The sequence below is a fragment of the Micromonospora sp. NPDC005205 genome (assembly GCF_040608275.1).
In the GTDB taxonomy this organism is placed as follows: domain Bacteria; phylum Actinomycetota; class Actinomycetes; order Mycobacteriales; family Micromonosporaceae; genus Micromonospora.
Map to the genome: position 1 here is coordinate 183542 of NZ_JBEXHV010000007.1, position 25425 is coordinate 208966.

A 25425-nucleotide genomic window follows, 5' to 3' on the forward strand; every position below is an offset into this window, starting at 1 on the left:
GTCGGAGGGAGGCACCCCTTCCGGGTGTTGCGGGCCCTCGCCACCCACTCTGCGTGGGCGTCTAACCCCTGGTCAGAGGCTTGTGGTGGTCAGCGCCGACGGCGAGCGACAGCGCTGAGTGTGAGCGCCGCGACGGCGAGCGCCACACCGGAGAGCGCCGGTTTGTGCGTGCCGACCCAGAGCGCCGCGGAGCGGTCTCGCGCCTGTTCGCGGAAAACGCCCGCCGTGCCCCGGTCCGTGTCCGCATCGCCCGGGTAATCCAGATTGTCCCGCCAGGTCGTCGGATCGACCTTCTCACCGGTCTGCTGGCTGTCGTAGCCGTCGCGGGCCAGCTTCCGGTCCAGCAGGCCGGGGAACAGTGCGTCGGCCACCCGCGCCTGCCAGGTCGGGCCACCCACGTTCAGCTCCCTGGTGCCGCGGTCGGCGGCCCAGACGATGGCCCGGGCGGCCAGCTCCGGAGTGAAGATCGGCGGCACCGGCTGCGGATGGCGGGGCAGCCGGGTGCGGACCCAGGAGAACTGCGGGGTGTTGACAGCGGGCAGCTGCACCATCGACAACTTCACCCCCGGGCAGTCGTGCAGCAGCTCGGCGCGCAGCGAGTCGTTGAACCCCTGGACGGCGTGCTTGCTGGCGCAGTACGCCGACTGCAGCGGGATCCCCCGGTAGGCCAACGCCGATCCCACCTGGACGATGGTGCCCCGCCCGTGCGCCCGCATGTGCCGCAGCGCGGCGAGGGTGCCGTGCACGGTGCCCAGGTAGGTGACCTCGGTGACCCGACGGAACTCGCGCGCCGGAATCTCCCAGGCCGGCGCGAACACCGACGCCATCGCGTTGTTGATCCACACGTCGATTCCGCCCCAGTGGTGCACCACGTCGTCGGCGGCCTGCTGCACCGCGCCCGCGTCGGCCACGTCGACCCGGTACACGCGCACGTCTGTCGCGCCGCGCAGTCGGCACTCCCGCTCGGCGGCGACCAGACCCGCCTCGCCCCGAGCCAGCAGCGCCAGCCGGGCGCCGCGTGCCGCGTACGCGTGGGCCACGGCCCGGCCAACGCCGGCGCTCGCGCCGGTCACCACCACGGTCCGTGTCACTGTCACCCCTTCTGTCGGGTGGCGATGTCGGAGAGTCGGGCCAGGGTCTCCCGGTTACGCCGGTGCAGGACGAGATCGTTGATCTTGTTGTGGACCCAGCGGAGCGGTCCGGCCGCGAAATCCTCGCCGAGACGCACCCGGGTGGCGCCGTCGCCGACCGGTTCCAGGGTGAAGGCCACGATCGCCTCGCCCGCCGGCCAGAGACCGGCCTTGAGCACGAGCCGGTGCGGCGGTTCGCAGACCAGCACCGTCGACGCGTCCTGCAACGAGACCGGCCATGGTCCGGCCCGGTGATGCAGTTGGCTGCCCACCCGAGGCCAGGCGTCGTCCACGTCCCGCATGTGTGCGGTGCCCACCACCCAGTCGCTGTACGTCCACCCGTCGGCGAGCACGTCGAACACCTGCTGCGGGGGAGCGTCGATCACTTTCTCCACAATCGCCACTGGGCTTTCATACCCACGCCACGTGCTGGCTAACGACCGGCGGGGTTAGCTTCTCGGGGGCGGCGGGTAAGGCCTTCCCGGGGCATCGCCGGCGGCGCTGGCCCACCCCCTCGACGGCGACGTTTACTCCTCGGGGCGCAGGGAACCCGCCGGCTGTGCGACAGGACCAGGGGGATCCGTATCAGCGCAGGTCAGCACAGGTGTATCCCGCCGCTGACCGCGCCGGTTCCGGATCTGTCGCAAGCCCCCGAGCGGTGCTCTACGACGCGGTGCTGCTGGACCGCGACGGCACCCTGATCGAGGACGTGCCGTACAACGGCGACCCGGAGAAGGTACGGCCGGTGCCGGGCGCGCGGGCGGCGCTGGACCGGCTGCGCGCGTCCGGGCTGCGGCTGGCGGTCGTCACCAACCAGTCGGGCCTGGCCCGGGGCTACTTCACCGCCGAGCAGATGCGGGCGGTGCACGCCCGCGTCGAGGAGCTGCTGGGCCGGTTCGACGCGTGGTTGGTCTGCCCACACGACGACGCCGACGGCTGTGACTGCCGCAAGCCGGCGCCGGGCCTGGTGTACGCCGCCGCCCGCGAGCTGGGCACGACGCCGTCCCGCTGCGTACTCGTGGGCGACATCGGCCGGGACGTCGGCGCCGCCATGGCCGCCGGGGCGGCTGGGGTGCTGGTGCCGACCCCGGTGACCCGGCCGGAGGAGGTCGCCGCCGCCGGGTGGGTGGCCAACGACCTGCCTGCTGCGGTGGCGGAGATCCTGCGCCGCCAACAGGCCGTGCAGCCCGCGACTCCGCCCACCGAACCGGTACGGACGGCGCTGGTGGTCCGCTCGGACTCGGCTGGTGACGTGCTGGTCACCGGCCCGGCGATCCGCGCCGTCGCGGCCGGAGCGCAGCGGGTGGTCCTGCTGTGCGGTCCGCGCGGTCGGGCCGCCGCCAACCTTCTGCCCGGCGTCGACGAGATCATCGAACATCCGCTGCCGTGGATCGACCCCACGCCGGGGCATGTCGACCCGGAGGCCATGCGGAGCCTGACCGCGCGGTTGGGCGCGGTCGGCGCGGACCAGGCGGTGGTGTTCACCTCGTTCCACCAGTCCGCCCTGCCGCTGGCGCTGCTGTTGCGGATGGCGGGGATCAACCGGATCGCGGCGATCAGCGACGACTATCCGGGCTCGCTGCTGGACATCCGGCACCGGGTGCCGGTGGGCGTCCCCGAACCCGAACGTGCCCTTTCCCTGGCGGCCGCCGCCGGCCATCGGCTGCCTGACGGCGACGAACCGGTCCTGCGGCTGCGCCGGGACGCCGTTCCACCACGCCCGGCCGACCTGGGCGATCCGGGGTACGTGGTGCTGCACCCTGGATCGGCCGCGTCGAGCCGGGCCTGCCCGCCCGACGTGGCCACCAGGATCGCCGGGGCGCTGGTCGACGCCGGGCACCGGGTGCTGGTCACCGGCGGCCCGGACGAGCGGGCGGTCACCGCCCAGGTCGCCGCGGCCGGCGGGACCGACCTGGGCGGCCGCACCGACCTGGCCGGGTTGGCAGCGATCGTCGCGGACGCCAGCGCGGTCGTGGTCGGAAACACCGGGCCCGCGCACCTGGCAGCGGCCGCCGGTGTGCCGGTGGTGAGTCTCTTCGCGCCGACCGTCCCGTTCGGTCAGTGGGGGCCCTACCGGGTGCCCACCGTCCGGCTCGGCGACGCCGCCGCGCCCTGCCGGGACACCCGGGCGGCCAGTTGCCCGGTCCCCGGGCACCCCTGCCTCAGCGGCGTCGACCCGGGCGACGTGGTCGACGCGCTCCGGACCCTCACCGCCAGCGGTGGTGGCGGCCGATGAACATCCTGCTCTGGCACGTGCACGGCTCCTGGACCACGTCGTTCGTGCACGGCAGCCACCGCTACCTGATTCCCACCACACCCGACCGCGGCCCGTACGGCCTCGGCCGGGCCCGCACCTACCCGTGGCCGGACAGCGCGGTCGAGGTCAGCCCGGAGGAGCTGCCGAGCGCTGACGTCGACCTGGTCATCCTGCAACGCCCCGAGGAGATCGACCGGGCCGAGCAGTGGCTCCGTCGCCGCCCCGGCCGCGACCTTCCGGCGATCTACGTCGAGCACAACACCCCCAAGGGCGACGTGCCGAACACCCGTCACCCGATGGCCGACCGCGACGACCTGCTCATCGCCCACGTCACCGGGTTCAACCAGATCTTCTGGGACACCGGCGCCACCCGCACCACAGTGGTCGACCACGGCATCGTCGCCCCCTCCGCGTCCTACACCGGGGAGCTGGACCGGCTCGCCGTGGTGATCAACGAGCCGGTGCGGCGAGGTCGGGTCACCGGCACCGACCTGCTGCCCCAGTTCGCCGAGATCGCGCCGTTGGACGTGTTCGGCATGGGCGTCGCCGGCCTGGCCGACCACCTCGGGCTGCCCGCGGACCGGCTGACCAGCCACGACGACGTGCCCCAGGAGCGGATGCACACCGAACTGGCCCGGCGGCGGGCGTACCTGCACCTGTGCCGGTGGACCTCCCTCGGGCTCAGCCTCATCGAGGCGATGTCGATCGGCATGCCGGTCGTCGCGCTCGCCACCACCGAGGCGGTGATGGCGGTGCCCCCGGAGGCGGGGGCGCTCGCCACCCGGACCGACGCCCTGCTCGACGCCGCCCGCCGGTTCATCGCCGAACCGGACACCGCGCGGCAGGCCGGAGCGGCGGCGCGAACCGCCGCGCGCGACAGATACGGCCTCGACCGTTTCCTCGCTGACTGGGACCGGCTGCTGGAGGAGGAAGTATGCGGATCGCGATGATCTCGGAGCACGCCAGCCCGCTCGCCGTCCTCGGAGGGGAGGATGCCGGCGGCCAGAACACGCACGTCGCGGAGCTGTCCGCCGCGCTCGCCGCCGCCGGGCACGAGGTGCGGGTCTACACCCGCCGCGACGCACCCGACCTGCCGGTGACCGTCCGCAGCCCGGACGGGTACGACGTGGTGCACGTGCCGGCCGGCCCGGCCGAGCCGGTGGCCAAGGACGCGCTGCTGCCGCACATGCGGGAGTTCAGCCGCTGGCTGATCGAGCGGTGGCGCGGCGGCGACTGGGTGCCCGAGGTGATCCACGCGCACTTCTGGATGAGTGGCCTGGCGGCGCTGACCGCCGGCCGGCAGACCGGGGTGCCGGTGGTGCAGACGTACCACGCGTTGGGCACCGTGAAGCGCCGCTACCAGGGAGTGCAGGACACCAGCCCGGCCCGCCGGATCTCCTACGAGCGGGAGCTGGGCCGCTCGGTGGACCGGATCGTCGCGCAGTGCCGTGACGAGGTGGGCGAGCTCGTCCGGATGGGTGTGCCCCGGTCCCGGATGACGGTGGTGCCCTCCGGGGTCAACCTCGCCACCTTCGCCCCACTCGGGCCGGCCGCCGACCGGGAACCGGGACGGGCCCGCATCCTCACAGTTGGTCGGCTGGTCGAGCGCAAGGGCTTCCAGACCGTGGTCCGCGCGATGGAGCTGGTGCCGGACGCCGAGTGCGTGGTCGTCGGCGGCCCACCCGAGGGGCTGTTGGAGACCGACCCGTACGCCCGCCGGCTGCGGGCACTCGCGGAGTCGTGCGGGGTGGCCGACCGGGTGCACCTGGTCGGCGCGGTGCCCCGCGAGGAGATGGGCCGCTGGTACCGCTCGGCGGACCTGCTGGTCGCTGCGCCCTGGTACGAGCCGTTCGGGTTGACCCCGCTGGAGGCGATGGCCTGTGGGGTGCCGGTCGTCGGCACGGCCGTGGGCGGCATCCGGGACACCGTTGTCGACGGGACGACGGGTGACCTCGTGCCGGCCCGGGACCCGCACGCGCTGGCTGCCGCGATACAGGGATTGCTCGACGACCGGATCAGGCGCTTCGCGTACGCGACGGCGGCGCGTGAGCGGGCCCGGGAACGGTACTCGTGGGCGGCCACCGCCGAGCGGCTGGTCGAGGTCTACAGCGAGGTGGCCGCCGTTCGTCGGCCGACCCGGGTGGTGGCCTGATGCCGACGGGCAGCCTGCTCGACACGCATCTGACGAACCTCGCCGCGGCACTGGTGCCGTACCGACGGTGTGAGCGACAGTTGGCGCGCTGGGGCGCGGACCTGGCCCACCGGCTGGTCGCCGGGGGTCGTCTGCTGGTGGCCGGCAACGGCGGCAGTGCCGCCGAAGCCCAGCACCTCACCGCCGAGTTGGTCGGCAAGCTGCACGACGACCGTCAGCCGCTGTCCGCGATCGCGCTGCACGCCGAGACGAGCGCGCTCACCGCCATCGCCAACGACTACGGCTACACCGAGGTGTACGCCCGCCAGGTGCGCGCCCACGGCCGCCCGGGGGACATCCTGCTGTTGCTGAGCACCAGCGGGACCAGCCCCAACCTGGTCGCCGCAGCGCGGGCGGCCCGCGAGGTCGGGGTGACCACCTGGGCGCTCACCGGCGCCGCCCCCAATCCGCTCGCCGAGGCCTGCGACGACGTGCTGGCCGTCGCGTCCCCGGACACCCAGGTCGTCCAGGAGCTGCACCTGGTGACCAGTCATCTGCTCTGCGAGTACCTCGAACAGGAGTTGCCCGCCGCGCTGGCGGCAGCCGCCGATCCGGCGTTCGTCCACCCCGTGCCCGGGGAGCCCGCACCGGCCGGTCGGCTGCCTGCCGCGCCGGTACGCACCGGGGTCGAGGTGGTGCTCGACGGCGGGCCCGGACGGCAGGTCGACGCGTGAGCCGGACAGCGGGTCGACGCGCGAGGATGAGGAGGCAAGCGTGAGGGGACCGGTGGTGGTGCTCGGGGACACCCTGCTCGACCGGGACGTGGAAGGTGTGGTGAACCGGCTCTGCCCGGACTCCCCGGTGCCGGTGCTCGACGAGACGGTGGCCACCGACCGACCGGGGGGCGCCGGGTTGGCGGCGGTGTTCGCCGCCGCGCAGGGCGCCGAGGTGGTGCTGGTGACGGCGCTCGCCGACGACGCCGGCGGGGCCCGACTGAGCGCGCTGCTCGCCGCCGCCGGCGTGCAGGTGTACCCACTGGCCCTTTCCGGCGCGACGCCGGAGAAGATCCGGCTGCGGGCCCGGGGGCGGGTGCTGTTGCGCCACGACCGGGGCGGCGTGTCCGGGGAGCCGGGTCAGCCCTCCGACGAGGTGCTCCGGGTGATCGCCGAGGCGTCTGCGGTGCTGGTCAGCGACTACGGCCGGGGGGTGGCGCGGGAGCCCGCGCTGCGTGCCGCGTTGGCCGCCACCCGCGCGCCGGTGGTGTGGGACCCGCATCCACGCGGCCCGGCGGCCGTGCCCGGCGTACACCTGGCCACGCCGAACGAGTCCGAGGTGCGTGAGCTGGTCCCCGCGCTGCCCGGCGCGTCCCGGCTGGCCACCGCGTCGCGGGGTGCCCAGGGACTACGGCGGCGGTGGCGGGCCGGCGCGGTAGCGGTGACGCTGGGCGGCGACGGCGCGCTGCTCTGCCACGCCGGGTCTACGCCGCTGGTGGTGCCGACGCCCGGTAGCGCGGAGGGGGACACCTGCGGTGCCGGCGACCGGTTCGCGGCGGCGGCCAGCGTCGCACTGGCCCAGGGCGCGCTGGTCTCCGAGGCGGTGCAGGTGGCGGTCGCCGAGGCGTCCGCGTACGTGGCCGGTGGGGGAGTGGCCACGGCGCTGCCTCCGTCGACGCCCGCGGTGCGGGGCCGGAGCGCGCCGGAGCCGCGCGCCTTCCAGCCGGGACCACGCGGTGGTGCGATGGCCGACCGGGTGGGAGTGGCCGCTGTCGCCAGGCTCCTGGGTGAGGTACGCGCCGCGGGTGGCACTGTGGTGGCGACCGGCGGTTGCTTCGACCTGCTGCACGCCGGGCACGTGGCCACCCTGGAGGCGGCCCGGCAGCTCGGCGACTGTCTGATCGTCTGCCTGAACTCCGACGCCAGCGTGGCCGGGTTGAAGGGGCCGGACCGGCCGGTGCAGTCCGAAGACGACCGCAGCCGACTGCTGGCCGCGTTGAGCTGCGTCGACGCGGTCCTCGTCTTCGACGAGCCGACCCCGCAGGCGGCGCTGTCCTGGGTACGCCCCGACGTCTGGGTCAAGGGCGGCGACTACGCCACCGGCGGTGGGGACTCCAGCGCCGCACTGCCGGAGGCGGAGGTCCTGCGCCGCTGGGGTGGGAACACAGTGGTGGTGCCCTATCTGGACGGTCGTTCCACCACCGACCTGATCGTCCGCACGCTCGCGGAGCGGACCCGATGACCGCCACGCGGCCCGGTGCCGGGCCCACCGTCCTGGTCACCGGGGGCGCCAGCGGCCTCGGCGCCGCTGTGGTCGCCGCGGTGGCCGCCTCCGGTGGCCGTCCGGTCGTGCTGGACCGGCAGCCGCCGGCAGACGGGGTGTCCTGGACCGAGTGCGACCTGGCCGACACGCGAGCCGCCGAGGTGGCCACCCGGCACCTCGCCGAGCAGGCCGGTGGCCTGGACGCCGTGGTGACCGCCGCCGGCACCGACGTGCCGGGCCGACTCGCCGACCTGCCGGGGGAGACCTGGGACCGGATCGTCGCCGTCGACCTGCTGGCCACCGCGGCGGTGATCCGGGCCGCGCTGCCGTTCCTGCTGACCTCCCGGGGCCGCATCGTCACCGTCGCCTCGACCCTGGGCGTCAAGGCGGTCAGCGACGCCACCGCGTACTGCGCGGCGAAGTTCGGCGTGGTGGGGTTCACCCGAGCCCTCGCCGCCGAGCTGGCCGGTCAGGTCGGCGTCACCCTGCTCATCCCGGGTGGGATGCGCACCGCGTTCTTCGACGAACGTGACCCGCAGTACAAGCCGGGGCCGGACGCGAACCTCAACGAGCCCGCCGACACCGCCGCCGCGATCATGTTCGCGCTCAATCAGCCGCCCGGTTGCGCGGTGCGCGAGATGGTGGTCTGCGCCGAGCAGGAGACGTCGTACCCGTGATCCTCGTGCTGCGCGCCCTCGGCGTCGGCGACCTGGTGACCGCTGTGCCCGCGCTGCGGGCGCTGCGGGCCGCGTACCCGTCGCGGGAGCTGGCGCTCGCCGCGCCCGGCTGGCTTGCCCCGCTGGTCGACCTGGTCGGTGGCGTCGACCGGCTGGTGGACACCGCGGGGCTGGATCGCCCTCTCCGGGCGGGGTCGGCCCCGTGGATCGTTGTCAATCTGCACGGGCGCGGCCCGCAGTCGCACCGGCTGCTCGCGGCGACCCGACCTGGTCGGATGTTCGCCTACGCCAGCCCGGACGCCGGCTTCGCCGACGGCCCGCGCTGGGCCGCCGACGAGCACGAGGTGGACCGGTGGTGCCGGCTGCTCTCCTGGTACGACATCCCGGCCGACCGCGCCGACCTGACCCTGCGTCGGCCCGCTGCGGCGGGGCTGCCCAGCGGTGTCACGGTGCTGCATCCGGGCAGCAAGATCCCGGCCAAGCGGTGGCCCGCCGAGCGGTTCGCCGGTCTGGCCCGGGCACTGACCGACCAGGGGCACCGGGTGCTGCTCACCGGCTCGGCCGACGAACGGGCGCTGGCGGCCCGGGTGGCCGAGGCGGCGGGCCTGAGCTCGGACGCCGTGCTGGCCGGCCGGACCGACCTCGGCGTGCTCGCCGCGCTGGTCGCCGACGCCCGGCTGGTCGTCAGCGGGGACACCGGCGTCGCTCACCTGGCCACCGGGTACGGCACCCCGTCGGTCGTCCTCTTCGGGCCGGTGCCACCGGCGCACTGGGGGCCTCCACCGGACCGGCCACGGCACCGGGTGCTCTGGGCCGGCGAAGGAGACTGGCCCAGGTGGGATGGGGTAGGAAGCCACCCGACGATGGCGGCTCTGCGCCTCGACGAGGTGCTGGCCGCCGTGGCCGAGGTGGAGAGGGTGGTGCGGGTCTCCGGTGCGGTTGCGGCGTAGCGACCCGGGTCGACCGGGGTACGGACGGCGTCGGCGCGGTCGGGGCTGGCTCTTCGTCGACCCGTCCGGTGCGCCGGTGCGGGATCCGGACGTCCTGGCCCGGCTGCGGGAGTTGGTCATCCCGCCGGCCTGGCAGGACGTGTGGATCGCGCCGCACCCGAACGGGCACATCCAGGCGATCGGGATCGACGCAGCCGGACGCAAGCAGTACATCTACCACCCGCGGTGGCGGGAGAAGCAGGACGAGGCGAAGTTCGACCGCGTGCTGGAGGTGGCCCGGCGGCTGCCGGCGCTGCGTGAGCGGGTGGGGCGCGACCTGGACGGGCCCGGACTGGGCCGGGACCGGGTGCTGGCCACCGTGGCCCGACTGTTGGACATGGGGATGTTCCGGGTCGGCAGCGACCAGTACGCCGCTGGCGACGACCCGACCTACGGGGTCGCCACCCTGCGTCCCGAGCATGCCCGGTCCCGAGGCGGCTGCGTGGTGCTCGTGTTTCCCGCGAAGGGGGGCATCGAGCAGGTACGCCGGATCGAGGACCCGGAGCTGTGCCAGGTGCTGTCCAATCTGCGCCGTCGTCGACGACGGGCGGAGCGGCTGTTCGGCTACTGGGACGGCAGGGAGTGGCGCGACGTGCGCAGCGACGAGGTCAACGGCTACCTGCGCGACGCCAGCGGTGGGGAGATGACCGCGAAGGACTTCCGCACCTGGCACGCCACTGTGCTCGCGGCCACCGAGTTGGCCACCGCCGGTCCGGCCCGCTCGGTGACCGCCCGGCGCAAGGCGGTGGTCGCTGTGATGCGTGCGGTGGCGGAGCTGCTGGGCAACACGCCGACGGTGGCTCGTGCGTCCTACGTGGATCCCCGGGTGGTCGACCTCTACCACGACGGAGTGGTGGCGTCGGTGGATCCGCAGGCGCCTCGCGAAGAGGCTGAGCAGGTGGTCCTGAAGCTGCTGGACGAGGCCTGACCGGCCCCGTCGGCGATTCTGGGGGGAAGCGCGACGGAGCCGGAGCCTCGGGCCTCAGCGGGGTGCCACCGGGCGGCCGCCCGCCGCTCGCGCGGCGGGCGCCTCGCCACGGCCCCCGTTGGCGGCCCACCAGGTGATGGCCGGCCGCGTTGGTGTCAGTCTGCCGGCAGCGAGTTGACCGTGGACGCCCGACGGTTGACGATCCGCGCCAGATCCGAGCCGCTGTCGCGGTGTTCCTGCGGGGTGGTGCCGTACGCGGCGCGGAAGGCCCGGCTGAAGTGGGCCTTGTCGGAAAAGCCCCACCGGGCCGCGACGGTCTGCACCGGCTGGTTGCGCAGCGCCGGGTCGGCCAGGTCGCGCCGGCACCGGGCCAGCCGCAGTTCCCGGATGTACGACGCCACTGTGGTGTCCTCGGCCTCGAACAACCGGTGCAGGGACCGCACCGAGATGTGGTGGGCGTCGGCGACCACCTGCGGGCCGAGGGTCGCGTCGCCGAGGTGGCGGTGGATGTACGACTGCACCTGGGTGAGCAGCGCCCGGCGGCGGACCTCGGTCGGCACGGCGTCCTCGGCGACGAGGTGCCGGCCGAGCATGGTGGTGGCCAGGTCGAGCCCCACCGCGCCGAGCCGGCTGGCGTCGGCGGCATGGTACTGCTCGGGGTGGCCGGTCACCTGGATCAGGAACTGCGCGAGCAACGCCCCGATCCCCTCGCTGCCGGACATCCGGCCGCCGTAGAGCGCCGCCATCCGCTGCGGCGGCAGGGGCAGCGCGGCGTGCGGGATCAGCGTGATGATCGAGGTGGCCTGGTCCCGTTCGGGCTCGATGGCGTGATGGCAGACGTCGTGTGGCCGGGACCCGTCGTAGAAGGTGAACTCGCCGGCCAGGATCTCGCTGCGGCGACCGTCCTGGCTGGACGTGCCGACGCCGCCGGTGGTGAGGGCGAGGATGTAGAGCTCCGGGTCGGACTGACGGACCAGTTTCCGGCTCCGGGTGGCGTCCAGGGACGGGTATGCGTACTGCACCAGCTGGATCGGGCCGAGCTCGACGAAGTCGGCGCGGGCGGCGAAGTCGTCGCTGTGCGCGGACCGGATGCGCAGCGGCGCCGAGGTGCGCGCCACCAGGTCCAGCCACATGCCGAACCGTTCGCCCGGCGGCAGGACCGTGGTGTCGATGGTGTTTCTCGGCAGCATGGGGCTCCCTCAGCCCGCTCGGCGCTGGATCAGGGCCTCGACGCCGTCGAGGATCCGGTCCAGGCCGAAGACGAACTCGTCGTCGGGGTCGTCGTCCTGGTTGAGCACACCGGCGCTGAGCACCCGGTGCAGCGCGGGGAAACGGGCCGGGTCGATGAGTCGGGCCACCAGCCGACCGTACGCCGGCATCATCTCGCTGGGCTCGACGCCTGCCGCCCGGCTGCCCTCGGCGATCTGCGAGGCGAGGGTGGCCTCGTTGCGGACGTACCCGGTGATCAGCAGGAGCACCGACATCTTCTCGGCCTCGCCGAGCGTGGTGCCGTCGAGGCAGCGCAGCCCGTCCTCCAGCCAGCCGAGCTGCTGGGGGGTGATGGGTGGGCCACTGATCGGCACGTGCAGCAGCCAGGACCGTTGCCGCAGCACCTCGTGCTCGGCCCAGGCCCACCGGGTGAGGCCGGCGCGCCAGTCGTCTTCCGGTGCGGGTGGGCCGGGCGACGGGCCGTACCCGGTGTCCACCATGAGCATGAGCAGCTCGTCCTTCGAGCCGACGTACCGGTAGAGGGCCATTGTCGCGGCGCCCAACTCCTTGGCCACCCGGCTCATCGAGACGGCCGCCAGGCCGTCGGCGTCGGCCACGCGTACGGCGGCGTCCACGATGGTGGGCACGCTCATTCCCGGCCGGGGGCCCTTGGGTGGCCGCTCCCGTAGCCCCCACGCGCTCTCGATGGCCGGCGGGAGTACAGGCCCGCCGTCGTCTGTCTTCGCCGCCACATTTCCTCCTTGCCCCGCCATCCTAGTTCTGCGTATGGTCTACGCATAACAGCGTACGTCATACGCAGAAGGAGAACTGATCATGGCGATCACCACCACACCGGCACCGCGAGCGGGCCGACGGGAGTGGATCGGGCTCACCGTGCTGATGCTGCCGCTGCTCCTGGTCTCGATGGACGTGTCGGTGCTCTACTTCGCCGTCCCGTTCATCAGCGCGGAGTTGCGTCCCACCGCCACCGAGCAGCTCTGGATCTTCGACATCTACGGCTTCGTGCTGGCCGGGCTGCTCATCACCATGGGCGCTCTGGGGGACCGGATCGGCCGACGCCGGCTCCTGTTGATCGGCGCGGCCGCGTTCGGCGCGGCGTCGCTGCTGGCCGCGTACGCCGACAGCACCGCGACGCTCATCGCCGCGCGTGCCGTGCTCGGCGTCGGTGGGGCCACCCTGATGCCCTCGACGCTCGCGCTGGTGCGCAACATGTTCCACGACGCCAAGCAGCGCGGCACCGCCATCGCCGTCTGGACCGCCACTCTCACCGGCGGCATCGCGATCGGGCCGGTGCTCAGCGGCATCCTGCTGGAGCACTTCTGGTGGGGCTCGATCTTTTTGATCAACATCCCGGCGATGCTGATGTTGCTACTGCTCGTGCCGCTCCTGGTGCCCGAGTCTCGCAACCCGGCGACCGGGCGGTTCGACCTGGTCAGCGCGGCACTGTCGCTCGGGGCGCTGCTGCCGGTGATCTACGGCATCAAGGAGATGGCCCGGGACGGCCTCAGCCCGGCGCGCGTCCTCGCCATCGTCGGCGGTCTGCTGGTGGGGGCGCTCTTCCTGCACCGGCAGCGGACCCAGGCGTACCCGATGGTCGACCTCGCCCTGTTCCGCCGCCGCGGCTTCGCCGGATCGCTCGCTGTCAACCTGCTGGCGATGTTCGCCATCGTCGGCTTCGCCATCTTCACCACCCAGCACCTTCAGCTGGTGCTCGGCCTGAGCCCGCTGCGGGCGGCACTGTGGAGCCTCGTGCCGTCCCTCGCCGTGGGCGGAGTCGCGCCGGCTGCCGCCGCCCTCGCCCAGCGCGTCGAACGGGCGTACCTGATCGGTACGGGGTTCGGAATCGCCGTGGTCGGTTTCGTGGTGTTGACCCGGGTCACCCCGGAGACGCCGCTGTGGCTGCTGCTCGCCGGCGCCAGTGTCTACGCCGCCGGCCTGGTGATGGTGATGTCTCTCGTCACCGAGCTGGTCATCGGCGCGGCGCCGCCCGAGCAGGCAGGTGTCGCCTCGGCGCTGACCGAGTCCAGCAGCGAGCTGGGCGGTGCGCTGGGGATGGCGATCCTGGGCAGCGTGGGCGCGGCGGTCTACCGCCGCGAGATCGTCGACGGCCTTCCGGCCGGGCTGCCCGCCGACGCCGGAGCGGCGGCCCAGGAGACCCTGGGCGGTGCGCTCGCGGTCGCCCAGGGGTTGCCGGCGGAGCTGGCCGACGCGGTGCGGCACGCCGCCGGTGTGGCGTTCACCGACGGGCTGCACCTGGCCGCGTACGCCGCCATGGCGGTGATGCTGCTGGGCGCGCTCACCGCGCTCGTCGCGCTGCGTGGCGTCCGGCCGGCCGACCCTGCGGCGCTGGCCGCCGAGCCGACCGGTCCGGCCGACACGTCGTTGTCGTCGGTCAGTCGATGAGCACGTGCGCGAGCCGGTCGCGGAAACGCCGCTCGGAGTCGCTGACCGACTCGCCGCCGATGCCCAGCAGCCCACCGCTGGAAGCGGCGCCCACCACCTGCTCGGCGATCTTCACGAGCCAGTGCTTGTACGCGCCGGCCTCACCCTCGTCGACCCGCGCGGCCAGCAACGTGCCGGCCTCGCCGGCCCGCAGCAGCACGTCGTCGATGTACGCCCCCGGGTCGGCGGGCGCGATGACCGGCAGCTCCTCGCCGGCCTCCGGGTCACCGACCCGGGTGACGATCTCGCCGGCCACGGCGACCACCAGCGGGCTGGCGGACTCCCGGCCGGCGGCGATGGTCTCCAGTCCGGCCGCGTTCTCCGCCATGGTCCGGCGGGTGCCGTCGGACTCGGCGGCGCTCGCCGCGGTCAACACCGACTGTGGCAGGCCGACCAGCAGCCCCCACTCCTCGTCGGAGAAACCGAACCCGGTGTACGCCGGCTGCTCGATCACGACAACGCCCCTTCCGCCCTGCTCTTCTTGGTCAATCGGTGCTCTGCTTTGTCGATCCACCGGGGCCGCAACCGGCGCCCGGGTCAGGCTAGTCCAGTGTCAGCAGGCCCTGTTCGGACACCACGCGCACCGACAACGTCTTGTACCCGACCTCCTCGAAGAGGACGGTCATCTTGTCCTCCTCGTACGAGAGCACCATGCCCGGCCCCCACTCCGGGTGACGCACCTGACTGTGCACCGGGAACGGCCCGACCGCACCCTGGTCGGCCACGCTGGTGCCGTTGTGGCAGTTGTCGCAGTGCCCGCAGACGTCGCTCATCTGCTCGCCGAAGTAGGCCAGCAGGGTCTGCCCCCGGCAGGCCCTGGTCTCGGCGAAGGCCCGCATCATGTCGGTCCGGGACCGGGTCACCGTCTGCTGACGTTCCGCCTCGGCGAGGGCCGCCGCGGCGGCGTCCACCGCGGCGGGGGAGTAGCGCGGGGCGCCGATGCGCTGCCGGGCGCGCGGCTCGGCCGCGCCGACCTGCTCCAGCAGGGACAGGTACTGGCCCAGCTTGCGTGGCCCCAGGCCGGTGGTCTCGCGCAGTTCGGTCTTGGTGGCTGCCTTCTTGCGCAGCAGAGCGGCCAGGTCGCGCAGCTCGTTCTCGTCGGGCAGGCCGCCGCTGAAGAACCGCTGCAGGCCCACGTCCTCAGCCCGCCACAGCAGCAGGACCCGGGCGGGTTGCCCGTCGCGCCCGGCCCGGCCGATCTCCTGGAAGTAGCTGTCCGGCGAGTCGGGCAGCGCCATGTGCACCACCCAGGCGATGTTCGGCTTGTCGATGCCCATGCCGAACGCCGAGGTCGCCACCATGATCGGGACCTGGTCGGCGAGGAACGCCTCGTGCAGCTCCGCGCGGGCACCCATCGGCATCCCACCGTGGTAGAACTGCGCCGGGAAGTCGGCGTCGGTCAACCGGGTGGCCAGCTCCTCGGCGGCGCGGCGGGTCGGCACGTAGATGATCCCCGGCCGGCCCTCGTCGCGCAGCAGCGTCATCAGCCGTCGCCAGCGGTAGTCCTCGTCCGGGCAGTGGGCCACCTCGAGGAAGAGGTTGGGCCGGTCCAGCCCGGAGACCACCACGTCCGGATCGCGCAGCCGCAGCCGGGCGATGATGTCGTCGCGTACCGGCGGGGAGGCGGTGGCGGTGAGCGCCACCACCGGCGGCCTTCCGATGCCCTCGATGAGGTGCCCGAGCGCCAGGTAGTCGGGGCGGAAGTCGTGCCCCCAGGCCGAGATGCAGTGCGCCTCGTCGATCGCCACCAGCGCCGGCTTCAGCGCGGCGACCTCGGCCATCCGGTCCGGGTTGCTGAGCTGCTCCGGGGTGATGAAGAGGAACTCCGCCCGGCCCTCGCGGACGTCGGCGAGGGCCTCGGCCTGCTGGCTGGCGGACTCGTTCGAGCTGATCCGCACCGCCCGCAGCTCCGGGCGTTGCCGCTCGTTGAGGGAGGCGATCTGGTCCTGCTGAAGGGCGAGGAGCGGAGAGATCACCACGGTGGGACCGGGGATCAGACTGGCCGGGATCTGGTAGATCGCCGACTTGCCGGCACCGGTGGGCAGCACCACCAGGGCGTCGCGTCGCTTCATGACCGCGCGCATGGCGGCCAACTGGTTGGGCCGCAGCGCGTTCCAGCCGAACAGGCTGCGGGCGGCGCGGCGCAACGTCATCGAATGCGTGGACAGTTTCATCGAGGGCCGGAGGTACCCGAGCCCGGGACAACCGAAACGCATTCGGAAGATCATGGGCTCGGGTGCCAGGGGCTCAGCGCAGGCCGGGCAGGACCTCGCGCTGGTACAGGTCGAACAGACCCTGGTGGTGCGGGCCGGTGTTGGCCACGTAGACCTCGTCGAAGCCGGCCTTGGCGTACTTGTCGATCATCTCCAGGTGCGCGTCGGCGCTGTTGCCACAGACGAACGCCTTCTTGAGCATCTCCGGCTCGACCAGCTCGGAGGCCTGCTCGAAGTGCCGTGGCGAGGGGAGCACCTGGGACAGCTCACCCGGCACCCCCGCGTTGGGCCAGCGCTCGTACGCGATCCGCAACCCCTCGTCCTCGCTGTCCGCGTACGCCGCCTTGAATCCGGCCTGGCACGGCTTGTCGCCGCCGCCGTTCTCGCGGAAGCGGCGGACCATCTCGCCGTCGGGCATGGTGCTCACGTAGCCGTCGCCGATCCGGGCGGCCAGGTCGATGGCCTTCGGTCCGAAGCCGGAGACGTAGATCGGCGGGGGAGTGTCGGGCAGCGTGTAGATCCGGGCGTGCTCCACCGTGTAGTGCTTTCCGTGGTGGTTGACGAAACCGCCCTTCCACAGCTCCCGCAGCACCTCGACGGCCTCCTCCAGCATCTCCAGCCGGACGTCCGCCTGCGGCCACGCGTCGCCGAAGATGTGCTCGTTGAGGGCCTCGCCGGTGCCGACGCCGAGCACGAACCGTCCACCGTGCAGCACCGCGCTGGTCGCCGCCGCCTGGGCGATGACGGCCGGGTGGATCCGTACTGTCGGGCAGGTCACCGCCGTGGTGACAGGCAGCGAGCAGACCTGGCTGAGCGCGCCGATCATCGACCAGACGAACGGGCTCTGGCCCTGGGCGTCCACCCACGGGTGGTAGTGGTCGGAGATCCACAGAGCTTCGAAGCCGGCCTCTTCGGCACCGCGCGCCTGCGCCAGCAACTCGGCGGGCGTGTACTCCTCACTGGACAGAAAATATCCGATCTTCATGGCTTACCCCTTCGGCACGCGGACCTGCTGATGGGGAGAGCCCTACCCCGGCGGCGCCCGGTCACACCGGTTCTCGCCGCGGGCGGGTCAGCGTCGCCCGAACATCGCCCGGATCGCGGCGAGGAGCAGCAGGGCACCGACCACCAGGCCGAGCAGGCGTACGCCGGGGATGTCGGCCGGGCTCGTCGCGTCGGCCAGCAGGACGGGATCCATCCCCGCACTCTCCCCGGGGAACGGGCCGCCAGGCAACTGTAAGGTTTATTGACTATTGAATCGCTCAGTGTGACCATGGCAGAACCGCCTGCCGGTGGCGGTGCGCCGAGGGCGCGCGAGAGATGGGGTACGGGGGCCGCATGAGCGAGCGCAACCAGCGGATCGACGGGGGCGCACCGTCGCCGGTGATCGATCTCGATCACTGCGAGGGAGTGGCGTGACCACTTCCAACGGGCACCTCTCGGCGCTCGCCGCCTCCGTCCTGCAACCCGGCTTCGTCGGCACCACCCCACCGCCATGGGTGTGCCGCTGGCTCGGCGAGGGTCTCGGCTCGGTGGTGCTCTTCGCCCGCAACGTCGTCGACACCGAGCAGGTGACCGCCCTCACCGCGACGCTGCGCGCGGAACGGCCGGACGTCATCGTGGCGATCGACGAGGAGGCCGGCGACGTCACCCGGCTGGAGTCGGTGCACGGCAGCTCCCGGCCCGGCAACTTCGCCCTCGGGGCGGTCGACGACCCGGGGCTGACCGAGGCCGTCGCCCGGGACCTCGGCGCCGAGCTGGCCGCGGCGGGGATCACCCTCAACTACGCCCCGGACGCCGACGTCAACTCCAACCCGGCGAACCCGGTGATCGGCGTCCGTTCCTTCGGCGCCGACCCGGTGCTCGTCGCGCGGCACACCGCCGCCTGGGTCCGCGGGCTCCAGGCCGGCGGCGTCGCGGCCTGCGCCAAACACTTCCCCGGCCACGGCGACACCCGGGTCGACTCACACCACGACCTGCCCCGGATCACCGCCGACCGGGACCGGCTGGACGCCTGCGAACTGGCCCCGTTCCGCGCCGCCGTGGCCGCCGGGGTGCAGGCGGTGATGACCGGTCACCTGCTGGTGCCCGCCCTCGACCCGCACCTGCCGGCGACGTTGAGTCAGCGCATCCTGGGTGGGTTGCTCCGCGACGAACTGGGCTTCTCCGGTGTGGTGGTCACCGACGCGATGGAGATGCGCGCGGTCGCCGACCGGTACGGCTTCGCCGGGGCCACGGTCCGCGCCCTCGCCGCCGGGGCCGACGCCATCTGCATCGGCGGTGAACGGGCTGACGAGCAGGCCGCCCGCGAGCTGCGCGACGCCATCGTGGCCGCCGTCGTCTCCGGTGAGCTGCCCGAGGAGCGTCTTGCCGAGGCCGCCAAGCGCGTCGGTCAACTCGCCGCCTGGACGGTGGCCGCCCGCAACTCCGGCTTGGCCGGAGCGCGCGCCGCCGCCGACGTCGGGCTGGTCGCCGCCCGCCGGGCCGTCCGGGTCACCACCGCCCCGGGTACGACGGTCGCGCTGCCCCTGACCCGCGCGGCACACGTCGTCGAGTTCGAGCCGCCGCGCAACATCGCCATCGGCGCCGAAACCCCGTGGGGCATCGGCGGACCACTGACCGAGCTGCTGCCCGGCACCAGCACGGTCCGTTACGCCGAACCCGACGTGCCGGCGGACCCGGGCGCCGGGGCAGGCAGCCGCCCCCTGGTCCTGGTCGTCCGTGACCAGCACCGGCACGACTGGATGCGCGCCGCCGTGCACCGCGCGTTGGCCGCCCGCCCGGACGCCGTCGTGGTCGAGTTGGGCGTGCCCGAGCTGGTCACCGGGGCGGTGCACCTGGCCACCCACGGCGCCACCCGGGCCAGTGGACGGGCCGCCGCCGAGGTGCTCACCGGCGCCCTCTGACCGCCCGCGCTACGGGAGGTCGGCGACCAGGTCGGCGTACTCGGGGTGCTTGTCGATGAACGCGGCCATGAAGGGGCACTGCGGCACCACTGTCGTGCCGCGTGCCCGGAGCTGGTCCAGGGTGCCGCGGATCAGCGTGCCGCCCACCCCCTTGCCCTGAAAGCCCCGGTCCACCTCGGTGTGGGTGAAGACCAGCACCTCCCCGCGCGGCAGGTACGCGGTGAAGCCGGCCAGCGCGTCGTCGACAAGGATCTCGAAGCGGTGCTTCGCCGGGTTGTCCTCGACCAGGGTGCTCATCCGGCCATTCTCCCCGCCTGGTCGGCCAGCGCGTCGAGTTCGCCGAGCAAACGGTCCACCTCCTCGGCGGTGTTGTAGTGGTAGATGCTGGCCCGCACCGCGCCGCCGCTGTCGCGCAGACCCATCAGCTGGAAGTACTCGTAGGCGTAGTAGTCGCCGACGGAGAGGCAGAACCCGGCGGCACCCAACGCCTCCTGGGTGGCGGCCGGGGACATCCCGGCGACCCGGAACGAGATCGTCGGGCAGCGCCGCGCCGGCGAGCCGTAGACGGTGATCGCCGGCCGCTGCGCCAGCCCGGCGAGCAGCCGGTCCAGTAGCGCCTCCTCGTGCGCCTGGGCGGCAGCCAGCCCGGCCCGCAGCCGGTCCCGCCGGTCCCCGACCGCGTCCGGGTCCAGCCCCGCCAGGTGATCCACCGCCGCGGCCACGCCGGCCAGCAGCGGGAAGCTCGGCGTGCCGTACTCGAACCGGTCCGGCACCGCGTCGGAGGACGGCACCAGCTTCGCCGGGCGCAACGCCTCCCACCGGGCCGGGTCCGCCACCATCGCCGCCAGGTGCGGGCCGGACCACTTGTACGCGCTGGTGACCAGCACGTCGGCGCCGAGCGAGGCCAGGTCGGTCGGCCCGTGCGGCACCGAGTGCACCCCGTCGACGTGGACCAGCGCGCCGACCGCGTGCGCGGTCTTGGCGATCGCCGACACGTCCGGCATGGTGCCGATGGCGTTGCTGCCGGCGGTCACCGCGACCAACCGGGTCCGCTCACCCACCAGGTCCGCGTACTGGGCCGCGGGCAGCTCACCGGTGTGCCGGTCGACCTCGGCCCAGCGCACCGTCGCGCCGGCCGCCTCGGCGGCCTGCACCCACGGCCGCACGTTCGCGTCGTGGTCGAGCCGGGACACCACCACCTCGTCGCCCGGGCGCCAGGTCGCTCCGAGCGTGCGGGCCAGGGTGTACGTCAGCGCGGTCGCGCTCGGGCCGAGCACCACCCCGGCCGGGTCGGCGCCGAGCAGATCGGCCACCGCCGAGCGGGCTTCGGCCACCAGCTCCAACGACCGGCGGCCCGGGACGAAGGCGGCGCTGCGGTTGCCGACCGCCGACCTCATGGCATCGGTGACCGCGTCGATCACACCGGCTGCGGTCTGGGTGCCGCCGGCACCATCGAAGTGGACGAAGCCCTCGGTCAGGGCGGGGTACGCGGCCCGGGTGCGGGCGATGTCGAACGGCATGTCCCGGACCCTAGCCGGTGCTCCTCGTACGCTGGTCGGCCGCCAGGTGATCACCGTTGGGCGGTGTCGTCGCGGATGTCTCGTACTCTTGGCGGGGTGACGAACCGACCCGCCACCATGCCCATTCCCGCCGTCCGCCGCGCCGCCGGTCTCTTCGCCGGTCTGGCGCTCGGCCTCGCCGTGCTCGCCGGGTGCAGCTCCCAGGGCGCCTCCACCGACTGTGCGCTGGACGCCTGCACGGTCACCTTCGAGCGGGGTGTCGACGCGAGGACCACCATCCTGGGCGTCGAGGCCAAGCTGGTCGGCGCCGAGGGTGACCAGGTGACCGTCGAGGTCGCTGGTGAGCAGCTCACCCTCACCACCGGCCAGCAGGCCGCCGAGGCCGGGGGCTTCGCTGTCACCCTGGACAGCGTGACCGACCAGCAGGTCAAGATCCGCGTAGCGCGCAACCCGGGCAGCTGATCCGGGCGGGCGGCGGTGGCCGACGTTTGGGAATCTTCAGAATCGGAGATTGTGACGCCATGTCACTCACCCGTAGCGCCGAAGCCACCGCCTCCCGAACGGCGGACAGCCGGTGGCTGGAACTCCTCGCCCGGGCCGGCTTCATCGGCTACGGCATCGTCCATCTCCTCTTCGCCTGGTTGGCGTTGCAGATCGCGTTCGGTACGTCGTCCGACGACGGCGACCAGTCCGGCGCGCTGCGTACCCTCTCCGCTCAGCCCCTCGGCAAGTTCCTGGTCATCGCCGTCGCGGTCGGCCTGCTCGCGATGGCGATCTGGCAGGCGCTGGAGGCGGCGGTCGGGCACCGCGCCGAGCGCGGCAAGGAGCGGGTCATGGAGCGGGTCGCCTCGGCCGGCCGGACCATCGTCTACCTCTACTTCGCCTGGACCGCCTTCAAGGTCTTCTCCGACGCCTCGTCGAACAGCGCCGACCAGCAGGAGGCGTTGACCGGCAAGCTGATGACCTCCAGCGGTGGCCGCTGGCTTGTCGGCCTGGCCGGGCTGGTCGTCGCCGCGATCGGCATCGGCCTGGCGATCTACGGCGCCCGGAAGAAGTTCGAGAAGCACCTCAAGACCGGCGAGATGAGCCCGAAGACCCGCCAGCTCGCCCGCCGGCTGGGCATGGCCGGATACATCGCCAAGGGCGTCGCCTACGGCATCGCCGGTCTGCTGGTCATCGTGGCGGCGGTGAACTACGACCCGGAGAAGGCCCGTGGTCTGGACGCCGCGCTGCACACCCTGCAAGAGCAGTCGTACGGCACGTTCCTGCTGGCCCTGGTCGCCCTCGGCATCGCCGCCTTCGGCGTCTACTGCTTCCTCCAGTCCCGGTACCGCAAGGTCTGAGCTGGTCGATTCTGAGGATGACGGGCACTCTTGGGCTTTTGCCCGGAGTGCCCGTCGTTTGATCGAAGGGAAGCAACCGAAGCCGTGCAGAACTATCTCGAAACGGCCGTCGCCGCGCTCATCGCGGCGGCGGTCGCCCTGTTCCTGGTCGAGGTCGTCCACCGGTTGACCCGGCGGTTCGGCCGCCGGTCACTGCTGTTGACCGAGTTGACCGACCACGCCCACCGCCCGTTCCAGGTCGCCGCGACGGTCCTGGCCGTGCAGTTCGCCGTCCGCTTCAGCACCGGGTACGCGGTCGGCGAGAGCTGGCGGCGGCTCCTGCTGCACCTGCTCATCCTCGGCGTCATCGCCACAGTGGCCTGGCTGGTCGCCTGCCTGCTGGTCGTCGTGGAGGACACCGCGCTGGCCCGGTTCCGGGTCGACGTACCGGACAACCGGCACGCCCGACGGGTACGGACCCAGGTGGTGATGCTGCGCCGACTGACCATCGCGGTGATCGTCATCCTGGCCGTCGGCGTGATGCTGATGACGTTCCCCAGCGTGCGGGGCATCGGCGCCGGTGTGCTGACCTCGGCCGGTGTGGTCGGTGTGGTGGCCGCGCTCGCCGCACAGAGCCTGCTCGGCAACGTCTTCGCCGGCGTCCAGCTCGCCTTCAGCGATGCCGTCCGGCTCGACGACGTCGTCGTTGTCGAGGGGGAGTGGGGCCGCATCGAGGAGCTGACCCTCAGCTACGTCGTCGTGCAGATCTGGGACGACCGTCGGTTGATCCTGCCCACCTCGTACTTCACCAGCAAGCCGTTCCAGAACTGGACCCGGACGGAGGCGGCAGTGCTCGGCACCGCCGAGTTCGACGTCGACTGGGCGGTGCCCGTGCAGACCATGCGCGAGGAGCTGCGCCGCCTCGTCGAGGGCACCGAACTGTGGGACGGACGGGTCTGCGTCCTGCAGGTCACCGACGCCACCGGCGGGACGGTCCGGCTGCGCGCGCTGGTCAGCGCCGCCGACGCCGGCAGCCTGTGGGACCTGCGCTGTCTCGTCCGGGAACACCTGGTCGCCTGGATCCGGGACAACCGCCCGACGGCGATGCCGCGGCTCCGCACCGAGCTGGGCGACTCCAACAGCAACCTGTCCTGGCAGTGGGTGCAGCCGAGGCGGCCGGCCCGCCGCCTGTCCGACACCGAGGCGCCCGACGACGCCCGTGTCTTCGGTGGCAGCGACGACGGCGACGCCCGAAGCGAAGCCTTCGTAGGCCCCGAAGAAACCCGCCCCTGACACCCCGCCCACCCCGCCCTCGCGCCCCGCCCCACCTAGCGCCTGCCCCACCTCGCGCCCCGCCCTGCCCTGCCCCGCAAGATCGTGCAACTTCCTGGTTGTAGTGGCCTCCATCCCCGTCGAGGCCACTACAACCAGGATCGAGCGCGATCTTGCGCGACAGACCTCGACGATCATGGAGTTGACGGGTGGGTACGCCTGGTTTGTCCCCGCCAACCTCATGATCACCGCTGCGAGAGGGGTGGGGTGGGGTGGGGAGCGGGGGAGGGGAGCGGGAGTGGGTGGTTGGTTGGTTTCGGAGGTTTGGTTGGGCTTGGGCGGGGGATGTGCTGCCTGACGTCTCTGGTGTGATCGTGGCGACTGGCGGCGGATCAGCGGCGCGGCGTCCGGACAAGCGGGACGGTGAGCTGGCTGGCGCGCTTTAGGATTGACGAGCGACGACTTCGGGCATACAGCGCGGTGATGAGGAAAGGAGGACAGCATGGCTGACGTGGCGAAAGCCCGCACATCCCAGAATGGGAGCGAGCCCTCCACCGCCGAGTTGGTGCAGCGGGCCACCGAGCAGATTTCCCGCCTCGTACGGGACGAACTGACGCTGGCCCGAGCGGAGTTGACCCAGAAGGGTAAGCACGCGGGCATCGGGATCGGCCTGTTCGGCGGCGGTGGCGCGCTCGCCTTCTTCGGTCTGGGTGCGCTGGTCGCCACGGCGATCCTGTTGCTCGACCTGGTGTTGCCCGCCTGGGCGGCGGCGCTGATCGTGGCGGTGGCGTGTTTCCTGGTGGCCGGCGTCCTCGCCCTGGTGGGCAAGAAGCAGGTCAGCCGTGCTGTCCCGCCGGTTCCGGCGGCCACGGTCCGTAGCCTCCGGGCAGACATGGACACCGTCACTGCCGCGGTGAAGGACAGGGGGCGGCAATGACCGGTAACGGGACCGGCGACACGGAGGCCCTCCGCGAGGAGATCCGTCGCACCCGGGTCGAGTTGGGCGAGACGATGGAGGCGTTGGCCGCCAAGGCCGACGTCAAGGCGCGTCTCAAGGAGTCCGCCGAGCAGGCCAAGGAGCGGATGCGGGAGCAGGCGGCGCAGACCGTCGCTCGGGTCCGCGGACAGGCCGCGCGTGGCGCCGGAATGGCGCGGGCGCAGGCATACGAAAAGGGCGAGTTGGTACGCGCACAGGCGTACGACAAGAGCGAGTTGGTGCGCCGCAACCCGGTGCCGTGGGCGGCCATCGCGGCCGGCGCGGTGGCCACCGTGGTGGTGCTGATGATCGTGCGGGGGAGGCGTAGGTGAGCAGGAGCATCGGCAGGGTCGCGTACCGGCCGGTCGGCGTGTTGTTGGGTATCGCCGCGGGCACGGTGGCCGGGGCGATCTTCCGGCAGGTCTGGAAGGCCACCGCGGGCGACGGTGAGGCGCCCAACGCGACCGACGAGGATCGCGGCTGGGGCGAGATCCTGGCCGCCGCGGCGTTGCAGGGGGCCATCTTCGCTGTCGTCCGGGCCGCCGTGGACCGGGGTGGCGCGGTCGGCGTACGCCGGATGACCGGCAGTTGGCCGGACTGACCAGCAGCGACTTCAGCCCCCTTCCCGCATCGATGGGAAGGGGGCTTTCGCATGGCATCGCACGCCGCCCAGCGCGCCTGAGGCATCCGTCAGGTCACATGTCGGAGAAATTCGTCGGAGAGGTCGTGACAGACTTTTTACCTCCGTGATTTGCTGGTCCCCGCTGTTGCGAGATGGCGTGGGTTGAGAGAAGTCTCCGTCGTGGGGCTGCCTCAGGCACCGCTGCTCAAAAACGGCCAATCGGCCGGACGGCGTGCACGGCCGCCAGTTTTTCGAGGGAGATACACATGGCTCAGGGAACCGTGAAGTGGTTCAACGCTGACAAGGGCTTCGGCTTCATCACCGTCGATGGTGGGGGTGCTGACGTGTTCGTCCACTTCTCGGCCATCCAGACCAGCGGCTACCGCTCGCTGGAGGAGAACCAGCGGGTGGAGTTCGAGATTGCTCAGGGTCAGAAGGGCCCGCAGGCTGAGCAGGTCCGTCCCATCTGAGTAGGACGGCCGGCCCCCGCCGGCCAGTGGGACGATCCGGCTCACGGGTCACGGTAAAGCCCCGCATCCCGGTTGGGATGCGGG

Annotated in this window: 27 protein-coding genes; 17 read left to right on the forward strand and 10 right to left on the reverse strand. The window is 72.7% G+C overall.

What is annotated here, in order from left to right; genetic code table 11:
• Positions 1-89: 89 nt before the first annotated feature.
• Both ABZU43_RS15800 and ABZU43_RS15805 read right to left on the reverse strand, forming a co-directional pair.
• Positions 90-1091 (reverse strand): SDR family oxidoreductase, encoded by a 1002-nt coding sequence (locus tag ABZU43_RS15800; RefSeq protein WP_355007226.1) that lies wholly within the window; start codon positions 1089-1091, stop codon positions 90-92.
• A gap of 2 nt (positions 1092-1093) precedes the next feature.
• A complete protein-coding gene (locus ABZU43_RS15805; protein WP_355007227.1) occupies positions 1094-1534 on the reverse strand; it encodes an SRPBCC family protein in 441 nt (146 codons plus the stop codon).
• Positions 1535-1689: 155 nt separating this feature from the next.
• Here ABZU43_RS15805 and ABZU43_RS15810 point away from each other — a divergent pair, with 155 nt between their 5' ends.
• From ABZU43_RS15810 to ABZU43_RS15845, 8 genes are read left to right on the forward strand one after another with little or no spacing between them, the layout of a single operon-like run.
• Positions 1690-3366, forward strand: coding sequence for an HAD-IIIA family hydrolase (locus tag ABZU43_RS15810; RefSeq protein ID WP_355007228.1), 1677 nt, complete (start codon positions 1690-1692; stop codon positions 3364-3366).
• Positions 3363-4337: a glycosyltransferase gene (locus tag ABZU43_RS15815; protein WP_355007229.1), complete on the forward strand. Its 975-nt coding sequence runs from the start codon at positions 3363-3365 to the stop codon at positions 4335-4337. Before ABZU43_RS15810 ends, ABZU43_RS15815 begins: the two co-directional genes overlap by 4 nt.
• Positions 4322-5539: a glycosyltransferase gene (locus ABZU43_RS15820; protein WP_355007230.1), complete on the forward strand. Its 1218-nt coding sequence runs from the start codon at positions 4322-4324 to the stop codon at positions 5537-5539. Before ABZU43_RS15815 ends, ABZU43_RS15820 begins: the two co-directional genes overlap by 16 nt.
• Complete coding sequence (locus ABZU43_RS15825; RefSeq protein WP_355007329.1) at positions 5536-6252, forward strand: SIS domain-containing protein; 717 nt, start codon at positions 5536-5538, stop codon at positions 6250-6252. Before ABZU43_RS15820 ends, ABZU43_RS15825 begins: the two co-directional genes overlap by 4 nt.
• 40 nt (positions 6253-6292) lie before the next feature.
• The gene (locus tag ABZU43_RS15830; RefSeq protein WP_355007231.1) at positions 6293-7753 is read left to right on the forward strand and encodes a PfkB family carbohydrate kinase; all 1461 of its coding nucleotides are present in this window, start codon (positions 6293-6295) and stop codon (positions 7751-7753) included.
• Positions 7750-8451 carry an SDR family oxidoreductase gene (locus tag ABZU43_RS15835; RefSeq protein ID WP_355007232.1) on the forward strand — a complete coding sequence of 234 codons (702 nt, stop codon included), beginning with the start codon at positions 7750-7752 and terminating at the stop codon, positions 8449-8451. The genes ABZU43_RS15830 and ABZU43_RS15835 overlap by 4 nt, the downstream gene beginning before the upstream one ends.
• Positions 8448-9401, forward strand: a complete 954-nt coding sequence (locus ABZU43_RS15840; protein ID WP_355007233.1) for a glycosyltransferase family 9 protein — start codon at positions 8448-8450, stop codon at positions 9399-9401. Before ABZU43_RS15835 ends, ABZU43_RS15840 begins: the two co-directional genes overlap by 4 nt.
• Complete coding sequence (locus ABZU43_RS15845) at positions 9385-10368, forward strand: DNA topoisomerase IB (protein ID WP_355007234.1); 984 nt, start codon at positions 9385-9387, stop codon at positions 10366-10368. The genes ABZU43_RS15840 and ABZU43_RS15845 overlap by 17 nt, the downstream gene beginning before the upstream one ends.
• Before the next feature lie 155 nt (positions 10369-10523).
• Here ABZU43_RS15845 and ABZU43_RS15850 read toward each other — a convergent pair whose 3' ends face one another.
• Complete coding sequence (locus ABZU43_RS15850) at positions 10524-11558, reverse strand: helix-turn-helix domain-containing protein (protein WP_355007235.1); 1035 nt, start codon at positions 11556-11558, stop codon at positions 10524-10526.
• Between the two features lie 9 nt (positions 11559-11567).
• Positions 11568-12329, reverse strand: coding sequence for a TetR/AcrR family transcriptional regulator (locus tag ABZU43_RS15855; RefSeq protein ID WP_355007236.1), 762 nt, complete (start codon positions 12327-12329; stop codon positions 11568-11570).
• A gap of 82 nt (positions 12330-12411) precedes the next feature.
• Here ABZU43_RS15855 and ABZU43_RS15860 point away from each other — a divergent pair, with 82 nt between their 5' ends.
• Positions 12412-14001, forward strand: coding sequence for an MFS transporter (locus tag ABZU43_RS15860; RefSeq protein ID WP_355007237.1), 1590 nt, complete (start codon positions 12412-12414; stop codon positions 13999-14001).
• On the opposite strand, the gene ABZU43_RS15865 is transcribed toward ABZU43_RS15860, so the two are convergent.
• From ABZU43_RS15865 to ABZU43_RS15880, 4 genes are all read right to left on the reverse strand, one after another.
• On the reverse strand, positions 13991-14494 hold the full coding sequence (locus ABZU43_RS15865) for a hypothetical protein (RefSeq protein WP_355007238.1): 504 nt from the start codon (positions 14492-14494) through the stop codon (positions 13991-13993). The genes ABZU43_RS15860 and ABZU43_RS15865 overlap by 11 nt on opposite strands.
• An 88-nt stretch (positions 14495-14582) precedes the next feature.
• Positions 14583-16214, reverse strand: a complete 1632-nt coding sequence (locus ABZU43_RS15870; RefSeq protein WP_355007239.1) for a RecQ family ATP-dependent DNA helicase — start codon at positions 16212-16214, stop codon at positions 14583-14585.
• A 73-nt stretch (positions 16215-16287) separates the two neighbouring features.
• Positions 16288-17238, reverse strand: coding sequence for a TIGR03557 family F420-dependent LLM class oxidoreductase (locus tag ABZU43_RS15875; RefSeq protein ID WP_355007240.1), 951 nt, complete (start codon positions 17236-17238; stop codon positions 16288-16290).
• A gap of 87 nt (positions 17239-17325) precedes the next feature.
• A complete protein-coding gene (locus ABZU43_RS15880) occupies positions 17326-17451 on the reverse strand; it encodes a hypothetical protein (protein WP_255750123.1) in 126 nt (41 codons plus the stop codon).
• 217 nt (positions 17452-17668) lie between these two features.
• Here ABZU43_RS15880 and ABZU43_RS15885 point away from each other — a divergent pair, with 217 nt between their 5' ends.
• Positions 17669-19159: a glycoside hydrolase family 3 N-terminal domain-containing protein gene (locus tag ABZU43_RS15885; RefSeq protein ID WP_355007241.1), complete on the forward strand. Its 1491-nt coding sequence runs from the start codon at positions 17669-17671 to the stop codon at positions 19157-19159.
• Between the two features lie 9 nt (positions 19160-19168).
• Here ABZU43_RS15885 and ABZU43_RS15890 read toward each other — a convergent pair whose 3' ends face one another.
• Together ABZU43_RS15890 and ABZU43_RS15895 are read right to left on the reverse strand one after the other, a co-directional pair.
• Positions 19169-19456 carry a GNAT family N-acetyltransferase gene (locus ABZU43_RS15890; protein ID WP_210785216.1) on the reverse strand — a complete coding sequence of 96 codons (288 nt, stop codon included), beginning with the start codon at positions 19454-19456 and terminating at the stop codon, positions 19169-19171.
• Complete coding sequence (locus ABZU43_RS15895) at positions 19453-20679, reverse strand: cysteine desulfurase-like protein (protein WP_355007242.1); 1227 nt, start codon at positions 20677-20679, stop codon at positions 19453-19455. The genes ABZU43_RS15890 and ABZU43_RS15895 overlap by 4 nt, the downstream gene beginning before the upstream one ends.
• Before the next feature lie 96 nt (positions 20680-20775).
• Between ABZU43_RS15895 and ABZU43_RS15900 the strand changes: the two genes are divergently transcribed.
• The 7 genes from ABZU43_RS15900 to ABZU43_RS15930 all read left to right on the forward strand — a co-directional run bounded on the left by ABZU43_RS15900 (position 20776) and on the right by ABZU43_RS15930 (position 25341).
• Complete coding sequence (locus ABZU43_RS15900) at positions 20776-21141, forward strand: hypothetical protein (RefSeq protein WP_355007243.1); 366 nt, start codon at positions 20776-20778, stop codon at positions 21139-21141.
• A gap of 59 nt (positions 21142-21200) precedes the next feature.
• The gene (locus ABZU43_RS15905; RefSeq protein ID WP_355007244.1) at positions 21201-22022 is read left to right on the forward strand and encodes a DUF1206 domain-containing protein; all 822 of its coding nucleotides are present in this window, start codon (positions 21201-21203) and stop codon (positions 22020-22022) included.
• An 84-nt stretch (positions 22023-22106) separates the two neighbouring features.
• Positions 22107-23294 carry a mechanosensitive ion channel domain-containing protein gene (locus tag ABZU43_RS15910; protein ID WP_355007245.1) on the forward strand — a complete coding sequence of 396 codons (1188 nt, stop codon included), beginning with the start codon at positions 22107-22109 and terminating at the stop codon, positions 23292-23294.
• Between the two features lie 481 nt (positions 23295-23775).
• On the forward strand, positions 23776-24210 hold the full coding sequence (locus ABZU43_RS15915; RefSeq protein WP_355007246.1) for a phage holin family protein: 435 nt from the start codon (positions 23776-23778) through the stop codon (positions 24208-24210).
• Positions 24207-24581 (forward strand): DUF3618 domain-containing protein, encoded by a 375-nt coding sequence (locus ABZU43_RS15920; protein WP_355007247.1) that lies wholly within the window; start codon positions 24207-24209, stop codon positions 24579-24581. Before ABZU43_RS15915 ends, ABZU43_RS15920 begins: the two co-directional genes overlap by 4 nt.
• Positions 24578-24850, forward strand: a complete 273-nt coding sequence (locus ABZU43_RS15925) for a DUF4235 domain-containing protein (protein WP_355007248.1) — start codon at positions 24578-24580, stop codon at positions 24848-24850. Before ABZU43_RS15920 ends, ABZU43_RS15925 begins: the two co-directional genes overlap by 4 nt.
• Before the next feature lie 287 nt (positions 24851-25137).
• Entirely contained in the window at positions 25138-25341 is a 204-nt protein-coding gene (locus ABZU43_RS15930) for a cold-shock protein (protein WP_030338233.1), read from the forward strand.
• The last annotated feature ends 84 nt before the right edge of the window (positions 25342-25425 follow it).

What these genes read in the sequence shown, in the direction of transcription:
- ABZU43_RS15915 (WP_355007246.1), top strand. Translation starts at nt 23,776, where the DNA reads ATGGCTGACGTGGCGAAAGCCCGCACATCCCAGAATGGGAGCGAGCCC.
- ABZU43_RS15815 (WP_355007229.1), top strand. Translation starts at nt 3,363, where the DNA reads ATGAACATCCTGCTCTGGCACGTGCACGGCTCCTGGACCACGTCGTTC.
- ABZU43_RS15880 (WP_255750123.1), bottom strand. Translation starts at nt 17,451, where the DNA reads ATGGATCCCGTCCTGCTGGCCGACGCGACGAGCCCGGCCGACATCCCC.
- ABZU43_RS15875 (WP_355007240.1), bottom strand. Translation starts at nt 17,238, where the DNA reads ATGAAGATCGGATATTTTCTGTCCAGTGAGGAGTACACGCCCGCCGAG.
- ABZU43_RS15890 (WP_210785216.1), bottom strand. Translation starts at nt 19,456, where the DNA reads ATGAGCACCCTGGTCGAGGACAACCCGGCGAAGCACCGCTTCGAGATC.
- ABZU43_RS15905 (WP_355007244.1), top strand. Translation starts at nt 21,201, where the DNA reads ATGTCACTCACCCGTAGCGCCGAAGCCACCGCCTCCCGAACGGCGGAC.
- ABZU43_RS15895 (WP_355007242.1), bottom strand. Translation starts at nt 20,679, where the DNA reads ATGCCGTTCGACATCGCCCGCACCCGGGCCGCGTACCCCGCCCTGACC.
- ABZU43_RS15820 (WP_355007230.1), top strand. Translation starts at nt 4,322, where the DNA reads ATGCGGATCGCGATGATCTCGGAGCACGCCAGCCCGCTCGCCGTCCTC.
- ABZU43_RS15860 (WP_355007237.1), top strand. Translation starts at nt 12,412, where the DNA reads ATGGCGATCACCACCACACCGGCACCGCGAGCGGGCCGACGGGAGTGG.
- ABZU43_RS15870 (WP_355007239.1), bottom strand. Translation starts at nt 16,214, where the DNA reads ATGAAACTGTCCACGCATTCGATGACGTTGCGCCGCGCCGCCCGCAGC.
- ABZU43_RS15850 (WP_355007235.1), bottom strand. Translation starts at nt 11,558, where the DNA reads ATGCTGCCGAGAAACACCATCGACACCACGGTCCTGCCGCCGGGCGAA.
- ABZU43_RS15930 (WP_030338233.1), top strand. Translation starts at nt 25,138, where the DNA reads ATGGCTCAGGGAACCGTGAAGTGGTTCAACGCTGACAAGGGCTTCGGC.
- ABZU43_RS15835 (WP_355007232.1), top strand. Translation starts at nt 7,750, where the DNA reads ATGACCGCCACGCGGCCCGGTGCCGGGCCCACCGTCCTGGTCACCGGG.
- ABZU43_RS15920 (WP_355007247.1), top strand. Translation starts at nt 24,207, where the DNA reads ATGACCGGTAACGGGACCGGCGACACGGAGGCCCTCCGCGAGGAGATC.